This window comes from Thalassotalea atypica, assembly GCF_030295975.1.
GTDB lineage: Bacteria > Pseudomonadota > Gammaproteobacteria > Enterobacterales > Alteromonadaceae > Thalassotalea_F > Thalassotalea_F atypica.
Map to the genome: position 1 here is coordinate 3088049 of NZ_AP027364.1, position 14130 is coordinate 3102178.

General features: G+C 40.0%; 13 protein-coding genes. 4 read left to right on the plus strand and 9 right to left on the minus strand.

What is annotated here, in order from left to right; genetic code table 11:
* Positions 1-85: 85 nt before the first annotated feature.
* Positions 86-2620 carry a DNA internalization-related competence protein ComEC/Rec2 gene (locus tag QUE03_RS14265; RefSeq protein ID WP_286262613.1) on the minus strand — a complete coding sequence of 845 codons (2535 nt, stop codon included), beginning with the start codon at positions 2618-2620 and terminating at the stop codon, positions 86-88.
* Positions 2621-2652: 32 nt separating this feature from the next.
* Here QUE03_RS14265 and QUE03_RS14270 point away from each other — a divergent pair, with 32 nt between their 5' ends.
* Positions 2653-3168, plus strand: a complete 516-nt coding sequence (locus QUE03_RS14270; RefSeq protein ID WP_286262614.1) for a DUF2062 domain-containing protein — start codon at positions 2653-2655, stop codon at positions 3166-3168.
* A 45-nt stretch (positions 3169-3213) separates the two neighbouring features.
* Here the strand turns inward: QUE03_RS14270 and QUE03_RS14275 are convergent, their stop codons facing one another.
* From QUE03_RS14275 to QUE03_RS14300, 6 genes are all read right to left on the minus strand, one after another.
* Positions 3214-5847: a M1 family metallopeptidase gene (locus tag QUE03_RS14275; protein ID WP_286262615.1), complete on the minus strand. Its 2634-nt coding sequence runs from the start codon at positions 5845-5847 to the stop codon at positions 3214-3216.
* Positions 5848-5991: 144 nt separating this feature from the next.
* The gene (gene lolE, locus QUE03_RS14280; protein WP_286262616.1) at positions 5992-7266 is read right to left on the minus strand and encodes a lipoprotein-releasing ABC transporter permease subunit LolE; all 1275 of its coding nucleotides are present in this window, start codon (positions 7264-7266) and stop codon (positions 5992-5994) included.
* Positions 7267-7273: 7 nt separating this feature from the next.
* A complete protein-coding gene (gene lolD / locus QUE03_RS14285) occupies positions 7274-7957 on the minus strand; it encodes a lipoprotein-releasing ABC transporter ATP-binding protein LolD (protein ID WP_286262617.1) in 684 nt (227 codons plus the stop codon).
* Entirely contained in the window at positions 7950-9176 is a 1227-nt protein-coding gene (locus QUE03_RS14290; protein WP_286262618.1) for a lipoprotein-releasing ABC transporter permease subunit, read from the minus strand. Before QUE03_RS14290 ends, lolD begins: the two co-directional genes overlap by 8 nt.
* Before the next feature lie 173 nt (positions 9177-9349).
* Positions 9350-9844, minus strand: a complete 495-nt coding sequence (locus tag QUE03_RS14295; protein WP_286262619.1) for a nuclear transport factor 2 family protein — start codon at positions 9842-9844, stop codon at positions 9350-9352.
* A gap of 52 nt (positions 9845-9896) precedes the next feature.
* Positions 9897-10445 carry a GNAT family N-acetyltransferase gene (locus QUE03_RS14300; RefSeq protein WP_286262620.1) on the minus strand — a complete coding sequence of 183 codons (549 nt, stop codon included), beginning with the start codon at positions 10443-10445 and terminating at the stop codon, positions 9897-9899.
* A gap of 196 nt (positions 10446-10641) precedes the next feature.
* On the opposite strand from QUE03_RS14300, the gene QUE03_RS14305 reads away from it, so the two are divergent.
* Positions 10642-11274, plus strand: coding sequence for a PilZ domain-containing protein (locus tag QUE03_RS14305; RefSeq protein WP_286262621.1), 633 nt, complete (start codon positions 10642-10644; stop codon positions 11272-11274).
* Positions 11275-11371: 97 nt separating this feature from the next.
* On the opposite strand, the gene QUE03_RS14310 is transcribed toward QUE03_RS14305, so the two are convergent.
* Positions 11372-12538: a methyl-accepting chemotaxis protein gene (locus QUE03_RS14310; protein ID WP_286262622.1), complete on the minus strand. Its 1167-nt coding sequence runs from the start codon at positions 12536-12538 to the stop codon at positions 11372-11374.
* Positions 12539-12716: 178 nt separating this feature from the next.
* Between QUE03_RS14310 and QUE03_RS14315 the strand changes: the two genes are divergently transcribed.
* Together QUE03_RS14315 and QUE03_RS14320 are read left to right on the plus strand one after the other, a co-directional pair.
* Positions 12717-12884 carry a DUF2897 family protein gene (locus tag QUE03_RS14315; RefSeq protein WP_286262623.1) on the plus strand — a complete coding sequence of 56 codons (168 nt, stop codon included), beginning with the start codon at positions 12717-12719 and terminating at the stop codon, positions 12882-12884.
* Between the two features lie 172 nt (positions 12885-13056).
* Entirely contained in the window at positions 13057-13674 is a 618-nt protein-coding gene (locus QUE03_RS14320; RefSeq protein WP_286262624.1) for a hypothetical protein, read from the plus strand.
* Between the two features lie 39 nt (positions 13675-13713).
* Here the strand turns inward: QUE03_RS14320 and QUE03_RS14325 are convergent, their stop codons facing one another.
* Positions 13714-13992 carry a peptidylprolyl isomerase gene (locus tag QUE03_RS14325; RefSeq protein WP_286262625.1) on the minus strand — a complete coding sequence of 93 codons (279 nt, stop codon included), beginning with the start codon at positions 13990-13992 and terminating at the stop codon, positions 13714-13716.
* Positions 13993-14130: the final 138 nt, after the last annotated feature.

A 14130-nucleotide genomic window follows, 5' to 3' on the forward strand; every position in this document is an offset into this window, starting at 1 on the left:
AAAAGAAGTAATAATAGCGCCCACATATTCTAGCCTTAAATCCCTTATCTACCAAGCAATTGCCTTGATAATTGACCGTAAGCCATTAATTTGCGAACCAATATGGGACAATATCTAGACGATGTTGGCTTATTTCAACCCTAGAACCCGAAAAAATGAAACTTACGGCGCCACTTTTTGACGTCGTGAAGTGCTCAATAGCCGCCCGTTCATACCTTGCAAGTACTTCTGCATTAGGCATATGCCACCGATTCATAAAACCAGCACTAAAGACGACGTATTGAGGGGAAACCCAGTTGATAAATCTCTGACTAGAGGACGTTTTTGAGCCATGATGCGGCGCGACCAAAACATCAACATTGAGCTTTTTCAGAGGTTGTATTGTTTCATAAAGGTTAACTAATTGATGTTCAACTTTTTTCGAAATATCGCCTGTCAGTAACGCACTATGAGATGATCCTTTAACAATCAGCACACAGGAATCATCATTGTCTTTACCAGCTTCCTTTAAAGGATGAAGCGCCCTAATAGCTAATCCTTGCCATTGCCAATTTAGCCCGGAAATACAGGGTTGATGATTACTTTGACTTGCTAAGGAAGTTTTATCGCCTAGCATATGCGCTTCGTTGAAGACCAAATGGTTTATCTCAAAATTCTCACGCAAAGTGATTATCCCGCCGGCATGGTCATTATCATCATGACTGATAAACAAGTAATCAATTTCATTGATGTTATTTGCCTTTAGAAACGGGGTAATTACGCTAGCTGAAAAGTTAAAACCTGAGGGGTAATGAGCACCTGTATCGTAAACAATCGCCCGTTGATTTTTAATAATAACAACCGCTAAGCCCTGTCCAACATCTAAGACATGAAGTTGCCAAGCTTCATCTTTAAATTGAACAAACGCAAGCGTCAATAAGGAAAGTATCAGTGGTAAGAGATGAGTCTTAAACCTTAATTTTATGTTGCGCAATTGTGATGAAATGGATAACAAAATTTTGGGTGACAACAGCAGGACAATAAAGCATAAAACAATAATAATCATCAGCACTTGCAGATGGATGCTCAACTCAACAATGGCGTGTGGTCGCTGTGATAAATAGGTTAAAAAATGCCACAGTGGTGTTAAAACTCGTAGTGCCAATTCAATAAAAATAGACGAAAGCGACAGGTTTATCGGAAGTGCTAACATAGCGCACAGTAAAAGTGGCATTAACAATAAGCTCACTACAGGCACAGCAACAAGATTTGCCACGGCTGATAACCAAGAAAACTGGCCAAAAATGATTAAATTAATCGGCAACATCAATAGCGTTATCGCCAGTTGAATTTTCACCAATATCACGATGTACTTTTTTATTTTGCTGGCGGATGATTGAATAAGACTTTGATTCAATACGTGATTGGCTGTCGGTTTAAATCGCCACAAAATAAACACGATAACTATCACTGCATAAAACGTTAGCCAAAAGCTCGCCGTCAAAAGACTCATCGGCGCGATGAGAACCAATAGAAATAAAGTCAGTAGCATCAGCCGTAAAAAAGAGAGATGAAGATAGCAACTTCGAGCGATTAGCACTAAAAATAGCATGACTAACGCACGTGTCGTTGGCGTGCTGAAATTCGCTAAATATCCATAAAACAGGGCTGTAAAACCAGCTATTAAGAGCAATAAAGGCTGCGCATTGGCTGACAATAAAGCATTAGATACATTGGTAGGTAAACCTTGATTTCTGAGCAATCTGGACAAGGGAAAGGTCCTAATACATAGTCGTAAAAACAGGTAGGCAAACGCTGCTACTAGTCCAATATGCAACCCTGAAATGGCGATTAAATGCTGCGTTCCTGTTTGTCGTAGCACCTGCCATGTTTCATCATTAAACGAAGCCCGCTCGCCAAAAGTCAAAGCAAATAAGATGGCTCTTAATGGCTCTTCTTCGACGAGTTGTTCAAATTGTTGGTACCATTGATAACGTGTACTTAATGACCCATCAGCTACTGAGATCACCTTTTGCGTATTGATATAGCCAGTGGTAGAAACTCCTTTGCTCAACAGCCATGTTTTATAATTAAAAGTGCCTTTATTGGCAAAGTTATAGCTAGGTTTGAGTTTTGCGAACAATATTAGCGTTTGTCCGTGCTGTATTGTTTCCGGGTGACAGATGAGAAATTGACGGCTAATGCTAAGCCGAATGTTGACTGGGTAAAGCAACTTTTGAGCATTCAAATAAGTAATTTGACCATAGAAGTGTTCATTATCTATGCTTGTTTTCTGCTGTTTAAGCTGACACATCGTCCCCCGAGCTTGCTTGCTCAATTGGCTATACTCAGAGGAAGGATGGGTAACGATTGAAGAGACGTGTACTGTCAACCGCTGTTCTTTACCCCACAAAGCAGCTGGTATTACATCGTTTCGTTGCCAGATATTTTCTATTTGATAAGCATTAAATAATAGCCAAAGTGCGCCTATAATAAATGCTAAAGACGAACGCCATTGCTTAGCGATTAAAAAGGTTAAAAGCATGATACTAAGCAAAGTTTTGTAAAAAATGACTGGCACTGTAGGACTAAACAATGACAAAATAGCCCCTATAAAGAAGCTCAGTAACCACCTATCCATGGTGATGAATATCCTTAAACCTATATTTATTTATGCCTAAAAAAACCATTAGACGATTAATGCCAGATCACAACACCATTAAAAGCAATAAGCATTTGCAGGTGTTTGGTGCGTTATTACACAACGCAAATTTATGGCATTTAAACCGTCATTCCGTTGCAAAAGCATTTGCTGTAGGGCTTTTCTTCGCGTTTATCCCTGTCCCTTTTCAGATGATACTAGCTGCTGGCACTTCCATTATAGTACATGCAAATTTACCGCTTGCGATTGCATTGGTATGGATCACTAACCCACTAACCATGCCGGCAATATTTTATTTTTGTTGGCTATTAGGCACTTGGATTGTTGGTGGCGAAGAACATGAATTTTATTTTGAGGCCAGTTGGCAATGGGTCGTTGATAGCATTACAACTATCGGTCCAGAATTTTTGATTGGCTGTGGTGCAGCGGCAATTACGTTTTCCACTTTAGGGTATTTTGCCATCCAAGGTTTATGGCGTTATCACGTCATCAAAGAATGGAATAAAAGAAAAGTGAGCCGTAACTAAACGACTCGCTTTTATCGATAAAACTTATCAGTTCAATCCGTAACTTTAATCAGAAAGTCCGGTGTACTCGTCCAAGAAGGCATTGAAAGAAGCTTCTTCTTTTTGTTTCAAGGTAATACAGTTTTGTTCACTTTCCATCGCTTTAATCATACTCGCCTGATATGCCGCGTCTTTGTCTTTGAAAAACGCTTCTAACTTAGCTAAGTTTTCAGCTCGACATTCTGCACCCATAATAAATGGCATATACCCTTGCATATTTTCAGGAATAGCGTGGCTAAATTTTTCAAAGTTATTATCCATCCATTGGTATAAGTAACTGTGATCCTTATTGATATAAAACAGCCCAGATACCGGTCTTGCTTTATCACCCGATGGCATTCTGTCAGCAAGCATTTCAGCAAGCACATAGTCTATGGCTTTCTCGTCGACAAAATAAAACGATGCGGTGATATTTGATTTTAAAGTCGCGTCTTGAGTACTTAAGTATGTGTCTATGTATTTTTTGGCTAAGCTTGCATCGCCTTTCATTGCAGCTATGCGCAGTGCTTCACGGCCTAGACTGGCATCAACACTTTTAGGAGATTCTAAGTATGTTATCGCAATTTTATTAAGCTCAGTGACAAGTTTAGGATTACTACCTAGCTGCCCTAAAGTACGCAATAATCGTGGACGTAAAGACAAGATATCGTCGCTATCCGTCTCTTTTGTGCTAACACCAATTTTCTCATACCAAGGGTTTAAACTGTCATTAACCAATCGGCTAATTTTGCCTTGATTGTCATTGCTGATATAAAGCTCGCTGGTATATTTGATGTTTTCCATAATTTCGCGAAACACCACGGCATCTTCTGTTTTCGCAAGTTTTGATAGCAGTTCAAAATGCTCTGCCATACCAATTTTACCTGCTGTAAGTAAACCATTACTGTTCATGATTAACGCAATTTGTTCTTTTGGCGTCAATGCATCAAGATCATTCAATAGCGCTTGATATTGGCGCGCTGATGTTTGCCACATGTAATAGCCGTTACCATTATCTAGCGGGAAAACCCATTCAGCTTCAGTGCCCGGTGCAAAAACACTTTCTTGTTCACTCAGTAAATAAGAGGTCTGTTTCACTTCGCCATTCACTTTGTATTTAATTGCTACAGGCACTTGCCAATTTTGCTCTGTCACTTGTGCATTCAAGTTTCGATAGCGTTGTTGAGAGATTTTACCTTTTTCACCAAACGTCACTAACGGAAAGCCCGGTTGATTCAAATAGCTATCAGCAATAGATTTGACGTCTTGCTTTGATGCAATAGAAACTTCATTCCATAAATCATCAGCAATGGTATTGCCCCAGCTGTGCTTTTTCATGTAAGTCTGAATAGCGAGTTGGAAGGTTTCTTTACCGACCATTTGCTCAATCATCGCAAGCATGGCATGGCCTTTGGTATAGTTCAGCCCCATACCATCTTCAATATCATTATTATTTTTAACTTCTTTGCGAATCGATTTTGTCGCGACTAAAGCGTCTTCACCAAAGGCTGCTTGTTGTGGCAATTGCAGCTCAGAGCGTAACTCTGGGTATAGATTATCGAGTATTTTTTGCGCCATCCAAGTAGCAAACGCTTCGTTAAGCCATAAATCATCCCACCATTTCATGGTGACTAAATCGCCGTACCACATATGCGCTAATTCATGAGCAATAACATTGAGAGTGCTGATTGCTTGTCCTGCGCTAGCGTTATCACCACGTAGCAACAACTCTGTTCGGTAGGTTACTAACCCTGGGTTTTCCATCGCACCAAAGGCGTAATCCGGCACTGCAATAAAATCTAATTTCTTATAAGGGTAGTCGATACCAAAATACTGCTCGAGCGCTGTTAGAATAGCAGGGGTATGCGTAACCGCATAACCTGTTTGTGAGCCGCTGCCTTTTGGAGAATAAATTGCTCCTGGGACGGAAAGCCCTTCAATTGGGCTCCTGTCAAACGGACCTATCGCTAGGGCAATTAGATAACTTGGCATCGGAGGGCTAGTTTCAAATACGATCGTTTTAAAATCGCTGTGTATTTTTGAGCTTTTTACGGGGGTATTGGTCAGCGCGGTTAGTTCTGTCGGTACTGTCAGGATCAGTTGATAAGGTATTTTGGCTGACGGCTCATCGAATACTGGAAATACACGGCGTGCATACAGTGACTGAAACTGAGTAAATAGGTAGTCGTTATCTTGATAATTGGTCTTATATAAACCTAAAGCGTCTTTAGAATACTTTGCTTTAAATTTAATTTTTAGCTGATAATCACCGGCTTTGATAACATCACCATCACCTAGCCAAAACATGTCATATTGTTTAGCATCAGTAATCGTCAATGCCCTGTGCTCATTCCCTTTTAAAAGCACCACTTTTTCAATATCTAGCCCGATCCAGTGCATGTTAAAGCGCTTAACGTCTTCTGCAAAATTTAAGTCGACTTTGGTTTGTCCGGTAAAAGCGTCTGAAGCTGGGTCTAACTTCAGCGAAACAATTTGGTGTGTTGGGTTAACCGTGTTGAGTAATTGATAGTCGTGCTGCTTTTGATTGTTGTGTGCACTATCAACGTGTGCGAATACTGTGCTGACAGTCAATAACGACCACAACAGTACCAATGGACTAAGTAATTTAGCCAAGAGCTTATTCATTATTCTATCTACCATGTATGGGGTACCAATCTCACACTATAATGTAAAAAAAATGTAAACACTAGGCATGGACTGATCGACGCTAACGCAATTTGTTAGCAGTTGTAAATAGGCGTGAGAACAAGTTGTTGGTCATATTACTGCCACTTAAAATGGCAACTAAATTTGGCCAAGTACTGCTGCTGGCTCTACTTTTGTTGCTCGCCACGCGGGGTAGATAGTTGCTAAGGTGCTCATAATCAAAGCCACAACAATAGTAGCAATAACATCTGACTGCACTAACTGTGTTGGCAAATAATCAATAAAGTAAACATCACCAGATAAGAACGTGACACCAAAAAACGTTTCTATTGCAGCAAAAATTTCGGTCAAATTAAGCGCAATGATAACTCCCAAAATGCCACCTGAAAGGCTTCCAATGAAACCGTTCATCATACCTTGAATCACAAAAGCTATCATCACGGTGCTAGGCGCTGCGCCCATGGTTTTTAATATCGCAATGTCACCACGCTTTTCATTGACCACCATAATCAGTGTGGAAACAATGTTGAAACTTGCCACCGCGATAACCAATACCATGACAATAAACATCACCATACGCACTAATTGAATATCGTTGTATAAATGCCCTTGCGTGCGTGTCCAGTCATGAATATAAACATAATGATCAAAGCTGTAAGCAACGTCACGAGTTATCGATGGGGCATTAAAGACTTTACTCACTTTAACGCGAATACCGTCCACTTGCTCTGGCGACAATTGCTTAATGTCTTGAGCTTTAGCTAAAGAGATATAAGCTAAATTATCATCAACAATGCCGCCAAATTTAAATATTCCGGCAACCATTAAATTATGCTTTTTCGGCGTTGGAAATTTAACTGACAAGCCTTGATTAATATCTGATGCGGGCAGCAACAACTGAATTTTATCACCAAGGCTAACACCCAACTTTTTAGCGATACCACTGCCGATAATAATACCTTGTGACTGAGAAGGGTCAGTACTTGAATACAATGTATCCCACTGCCCTGCAATTAAGTAGTCTGTGATTGCAGAAACCTGTTGTTCTAGCGTTTGATCAACACCTCTAATTTCAAGGGACTTAAGCTCCGCTTTATGCTGGATCATGCCATTGAGCTTAATCACAGGCGCACTTGCAATAACATCAGGGTGAGTGATGATTTTTTTCGCTTTATCCCGCCAATTTACAATTGGCTCATTGACGGCGATAACCTCACCATGTGGAATGATGGATAACAAACGATCCGCCAAAGCCCGCTCAAAACCATTCATTGCCGAAAGGACGATGATCAACACCATTACACCTAAGGCAATACCTATGGTTGATGAAGCAGAAATAAACGAAGCAAATCCACCCACTTGTCGTGCACGAATATAACGAAAGGCAAGAAATAAACTTAGTGGCTTAAACATCTTTCTGCTACTCATCCAATGGCAATAATTTGCCATGGTCTAGCTTTAATTGACGATCCATCTTACCTGCAAGGGTCAAATCGTGCGTGACAACAACAAAACTGGTTTGCACCTGCTGATTGAGCTGTTTGATCAATTGATAAATAGCTTCTGCGGTGTCGAAATCTAAATTCCCCGTGGGTTCATCCGCTAAAATAATCGCAGGCTTAGTCACTAACGCTCGCGCAATCGCGACACGTTGTCTTTCGCCTCCAGATAGCGCTGACGGTTTATGACTCATTCGGTGAGCCAAGCCCACTTGCTCGAGCACCTTTCGCGCTTCAAGAACGGCTAACTTCGGTGCATCTCCACGAATTAGCAATGGCATCGCGACATTTTCTTCTGCGGTAAACTCCATCATTAGATGATGGAATTGGTAAATGAAGCCAATATGCTGATTTCTAAATTTTGCCCGTTTTTTATCGTCTAAGGTATGAATATCAATATCGTTAATAAAAACATGTCCTGCACTGGGCAGATCAAGCGCTCCTGCTAAATGCAAAAACGTACTTTTACCACAACCTGAACTACCGACAATAGCCAGCAATTCACCTTTTTTAACTTCTAAATTCAAATCAGCTAAAACGGGAGTTTCAACATCTCCTTGGCGGTATACTTTTGAAAGCTGCTGACAGCTAAGCACACTACTCATTTCTTAATACCTCTGCGGGCTGTGTTTGTGATGCTCGATAAGCGGGATAAAGGGTGGCAAGTAGGCTCATGGCAAAGGCTGACAATACGATAACGCCAATGTCTGGCCACTCAATTCGAATCGGCAATTGTTGACTTGCATAACCTTGTCCAAATACATTTAGACCAAAAAGCTCCATGATTGGGTTTAAGGCTTGGGTTAATAATACCCCTAGGCTTGCCCCTAAAATAACGCCCCAACTGCCATTGACTAACCCTTGAGTCATGAATATTTTCACTATCCCTAGGCGTGACATCCCTATGGTTTGCAATATACCAATTTCCCCTTGTTTATCATTCACGACCATGACCAAGGCTGAAACAATATTAAAAGCAGCTACCGCTACTATCAGGCTGAGCATAAGCCACATCATATTTTTTTCCATGTTGACCGCGGAAAATAACGCCCCTTGGCTCTGTTTCCAAACAGTAAACTCGAGTTTCGGAAATTGCTGTTTAAAATGGTTAACAACGCCATCAGCGATAAAAGGATCATCAAGATAAATCCTTAATTGTGAGGATTGTTCAGGCTTTTTTCTTTGTAACTTATTAGCGGCATCTGTGTGAATATAAACGACACTGTCATCAATTTGCGAGCCAACATAAAAGATACCCGACACTTTAAATGTGCGTTGTATAGGTATTCTCCCCATTGGGGTAAATAGGGTTTTATTAGGCAACACAAGGCGTAACTTATCACCGATATTTACCGATAGTTTGCGCGCTAATGACCGTCCAATAACCGCTTGATATGGCGTCTCAGATAAAGAAGATAGTGTACCTAGGGTCATGTGTTCATTAACCAAATTAGTTTGCTCTAGTTCAGGTGAGAGACCATGAACTAAAACGCCTTGGAGTTGACTGGCAGATTGTACTAAAGCTTCCATTTCAACAAATGGCGTAACTTTGACGACACTAGGGTGGGCAAGCAATCTTGTTTGAATATCTTGAGGTAACTGACTCGCAGTTGGCGCTTCAACGATCACATGAGGAACAATGCCAAGAATACGCTTTTTTAACTCTCCTTCAAAACCATTCATGACCGACACAACCGTGATCAATGAGGCAACGCCAAGTAATATTCCTGCAATGGAAAAAAATGTGATAAACGAAATAAAGCCAGAATGATTTTGACTTCTGCTGTATCTGAGACCGATGAAAAAACTTACAGGTTGAAACATTAAAAACTATTTAGCTTACAGCCAGTTAATGTACTAATGGCTAATTGAAGTATTGCGCCAAGCATAACACAAACTTATGCAATTTAAATGCGCCTGAATGTAAAGAGGTTTATCGATTGCCCTTTTTTGTTGCGACACTGTTTTTCGAAAGAAAGCGTTATGTATTAACCTCCCTACTTATTAATCAACTTATTATTTAAATTCTCACCTCCTAAAAAGATTTCTCTGGGGGTATAATTGATCCAGTCTGTTTGCTTCACAATTTTGTTGGTATGATCAAATTCTTGGCTAATAACAAATAACCAAGGACCCAGCACTTTTCCATCATAACTAAATTGGTGAAAATAGCCTTCAGTAACTACGGAGTTACCCTCAACGATTTGTCGAGTGACGGTTAAAATACGATCACCGGATAAGCGTTTAAATTCCCCTCTGTGCCAGTTTAAAAATGCTTTAATTTCAGCTTTGTTTTTTAGATTATTACCATAAATCACGTCGACAAACTGCGCCTTATCCGAATAGAACGTCATAAATCGTTCAAAGTCTTTACGCTTTGAGTATGTATCAAAATATGACTTAGCAACCTCAGCTACGGGTTTATGAGCTTGGGCATCGACAGCATTCGTGTTTAGTAGCGTGCATAAAAGTAGTGCCCTTAGTATTATCATGTACACTCCACTTCCTTATTGTCTTTAGCACTATTTGTGCATGTTATAACACTTATTCGGGCATAAATGCAGCTTGATATTGCACTTCACCTGCTACATTTCTCTCACAAAAATGTAGCACCATAAAAAATTCTGCTGGCAGGCCAGAGTATGTTACAGCTGCATCATGAACGAAACCAAATCGTTGATAATACTCAGGCTCACCCACCAAGACACATCCGTTTGCGCCTAATTGCTTGATTTGCTCTAACCCTAATTCAATTAATTTAGCGCCAATACCTTGTTGTTGATAGGCAGGTAAAACGCTCACGGGCGCAAGGCCATAGTATTGCTTGTCTTCACCGTCAATCGTGATTTTAGAAAAGCTGATATGTCCCACAATAGAAGTATTGTTTTCATCATCCAGATCTGTGTTAGTACAAGTCGCTACAATCGACACGGATAGTTGCTCGTCCTCTCTTAGTCGCTGAACAATATCTTGTTCTTTATGATCAGAGTATGGATGTTCGGCAAATGCTGCTGTAATAACACCAGAAATATGTGGTTGGTCGCCGTTTAGTTCGTTGCGGTAGGTTATCGTTTGATTTGAAAATTTATTCATTAGATCACATGCATGTTTTTAGATTCAAATACTTTAGCAAAGCTAACTCTCTATCACTAATCAATTCATGTCAGCATATGTAAAACGCTGATTAGATTGAATATCAACTAAACGCTAGTATAAAATGAACTAATTTCTCACTGAATAATGTCATATTAATGACTCAGCGACTAGTAAATCAATAAGTTAGGATATTATGACCACTGCCGAAAACACGACGAAACTTGAGCAATTTAATGAGTTTTTCTCAATTGAACATAAATTTTCTGTAAACTTGGTGGCAATTGATACTAACCGTCTGCCAAGTTTTGAACATTTCCTCAGTAAAATGCCACTCCCTTTTCGCATATCCAGCGACATAGTAGCACTCGATCAAGCAGCGCTGCGACCGATTCAGGCACTCAGCGGTGTAGCGGGTCAATTGGTCGAATTTTTGAATCATCAAGCCAACAAAATTGACTTGCTTGTCGGTTACATTCTCAGTCAACAAGATGAGCCTGAACACCGATACCGTGGCATTAAATTTGGTGGCGGCGGTGTCATTTTTGAATCAGATTGCGCTTTTAATATTGGCCAAATGCTAGAAATGAAAGTATTTTTGTTAGAAGAAAATTGTGCTGTATTCTGTGTTGGTGAAGTTATTGAGTTAGAGGCTATGCCTCAAAGTAGTGATAGTGATAGTAATAATAAAAATGAGTGTCATCAACACAAAGTCATATTCCATTACCTTCGAGAAGAAGACCGTGAAGTGTTAGTGCGCACTAGTTTGCATTTGCAATCAAAGCAATTACAAGACTTATCAAAACAGCGCAATCAAGCGAACCAGTGATATAGTTTTCATAGCAGTAGCTTCATCAGTGAGATCTAACCAATAAAAAAGGGCGTCATCGCCCTTTTTTTAATACCTAAGGTATAGCGTGATATAACTATACGCAAATTCTATTAAGGGTGGTATCAACCTCTGCCGATGTATGCTTTTGTCGCTCTGCATGCTCTGCTACCGAAGATAAACCCGCGGTGATTTCGCGGCTCAAGCCAACCACCGTTGCCACTTTTTCATTTATCGAAGCAGTAGCTAGTCTTTGTTCGTCTGTCCCACTGGCAATTTGCGAGGTTAAATTATCAACATCAGCAAACGCATCGCCGACCTGGTCTAACGCCCCAACAACTTCCTGTGAATGTGCCAGAGACTCTTGGGTCAACTCTTGGCCACGTGATATCGCATTAACAGCATTGTTTGACTTATCTTGTAACCCTTCAACCATCGACTGAATTTCAACCGTAGATTCTTGTGTGCGATGCGCCAAAGCCCTAACTTCATCTGCAACGACGGCAAAGCCTCTTCCTTGCTCACCTGCACGCGCCGCCTCAATGGCCGCATTTAACGCCAGCAAGTTAGTTTGCTCGGCAATACCGCGAATAACATCTAAAACCGTGCCAATGCGAGAACATTCTTCTTGCAATAAAGCCAAATCTTGAGCCATACCGTTAACTTCTTTTGTCACGGCTTCAATGGTAACTTGGCTAGTATTAGATGACGAAGTACCTTGCGCTAAAATCTCCATCACTCGACTTGTTGTTTCGCTCACTTGCTCTGCACTTTCGGATAAAATACCTGAAGTTTCCGCGACTTGATGAATCGAATCGGCAATTTGTTCAATCTGACCGGTCGACTCATTGACAGACTCAACCGACTCACTCATTTGTGTTGCTAGCTGATTTGAGCCTTGGCTTAATTGCTCCGATTCACCACGAATTTCTTTAATTACATCGGCTAAATTGACAATAAAATCACTTAACTGATTAGTGAAATGAGACAGCTCATCGCTACCTTGATCTTTGAGTGGCGCTTCTGGGGCTTGCTCTGTGCTCACCACTAAATCTAAAAACGTCTGTAGTTTATTCAAGCGATCTCTCAGCTGCAATTTGCTGTAGAAATAGCTACCAGTAGATTGTGCTAGCACCATGACTAAAATTAAGACTAACGTACCATTATTACCTAGCCCTTCACCAAATAAGAAAGCTATGACAACAAAGATCAGTCCAATAACAGCTGTAGGGAGTAGAAGCTTGACTTGTATACGATCTAACATATGCGTGTTCCGATTCTAATTATTATTATTTAATTCTGACTAACCAATTTATCGACAAATTACCCGTTTTGCTAATACTATTTAGTCAATTGAATGCAATTAAGTGAATTTAGCAAGGTTCTATGTTTAATCGTACAATTAGTAGACAGCCAAATTCAACATCGATCAGGGAGCACGTATGAACTTTTGGGTAATCGCCATCTGTGCAATAGCATTGGGATTAATTGTTGGCGGCATTTTGTTGTTAAAACAATCAGCCAAGAAATTCAAATTGACAGAACAACAACTTGAAGAAATCAATCAACGTAATAAAGAGCTTGATGCGATAGAAGAGCAAGAAAAATAGCATGTACTGCGTTAGTTAAGTTGAGCAAACTTTAATTGATTCCAGCATTTTGAGCTTGCTTTCTCGGCAAACCAACGCTCCTTAACCTTATTACTTTAACTTTTGAATAGGTATTGAGTATGCTAATTTCACACTTACTTTCTGATCTCCCCTTACTAAAAGGATATTTTTAATGCCGTTAACGCGAAAACACTCACCAATAAAATGGCGAGCAATCTTTGCTGAGTCGATATTTATTGGAGCGAGTATTTTATTTGCTTTTGCATTGCAAGATTGGGATGAAGATAAAGACATAGAGCAACGAACCATGATTGCCTTATGTAACGTAAAGTCAGAATTAACGTTTAATAAGGTACTACTAAAGAACGATTTCATTCCACGTCAACAGGGCATGTTATCCCTTGCTGAGTCTGCCATTGTTGAACTGCAAGCACAATCTGAAACAAAAACCCAACTTAGCCAATTTCAGGAAATGCTGCTTAGCGAGCCGCTTCGCTATTCAGCTTGGACACTAGCGGGAGAATCAGGCTATCTCGTCTATGCAAATTTTGAACTGGCTACAGAAATTGGTGCTCTTATTGATTACCAAGAAGATAGCTACAAAATGATTGTTCAGCGCATGAACAATACGATCATTGATCTTAAGATTTTGGAAGATAAACCACCACTTAAGCGTTTTGTTGTGCTTACAGAAATGATTAATGAGTGGATTATCCAAACAAAATACTTAGAAAACAAATATGATGACTTGTTTCAGCGAAAAGATTTTATTGCTTTGACGTGTGAGTAGCGACAGTAGTATTTAAACAACACTATCAGCACGGCTCACTTAAGAGCGGTAGATGGTTTGTATCAGATGAAAGCCAAATTTTGTTTTTACCGGTCCATGTACTTTTAACACTTCTTTTTTAAAGACCACATCATCAAAGGCTTTAACCATTTGGCCGCGTTTAAACTCGCCCAAATCGCCTCCTTTTTTAGCGGACGGACAAATTGAATTTTTTTTCGCTATTTGACCAAAATCAGCACCTTTAGCAATTTGTTCTTTAAGCTTATTTGCTAATGCCTCTTGTTTTACTAGAATATGTCGTGCGCAGGCTGTTGCCATTTTTGTCTCCTTCATTAAGTGTACGTATTTTATAAAAATCGAAAATTTATTTCATGTAAAATTTCATATGAGCACTAATTCAACCAGTACAAGGTTATTTTTATGTTAACCTGTCGTCAAAATTAATTAATAGGTCTT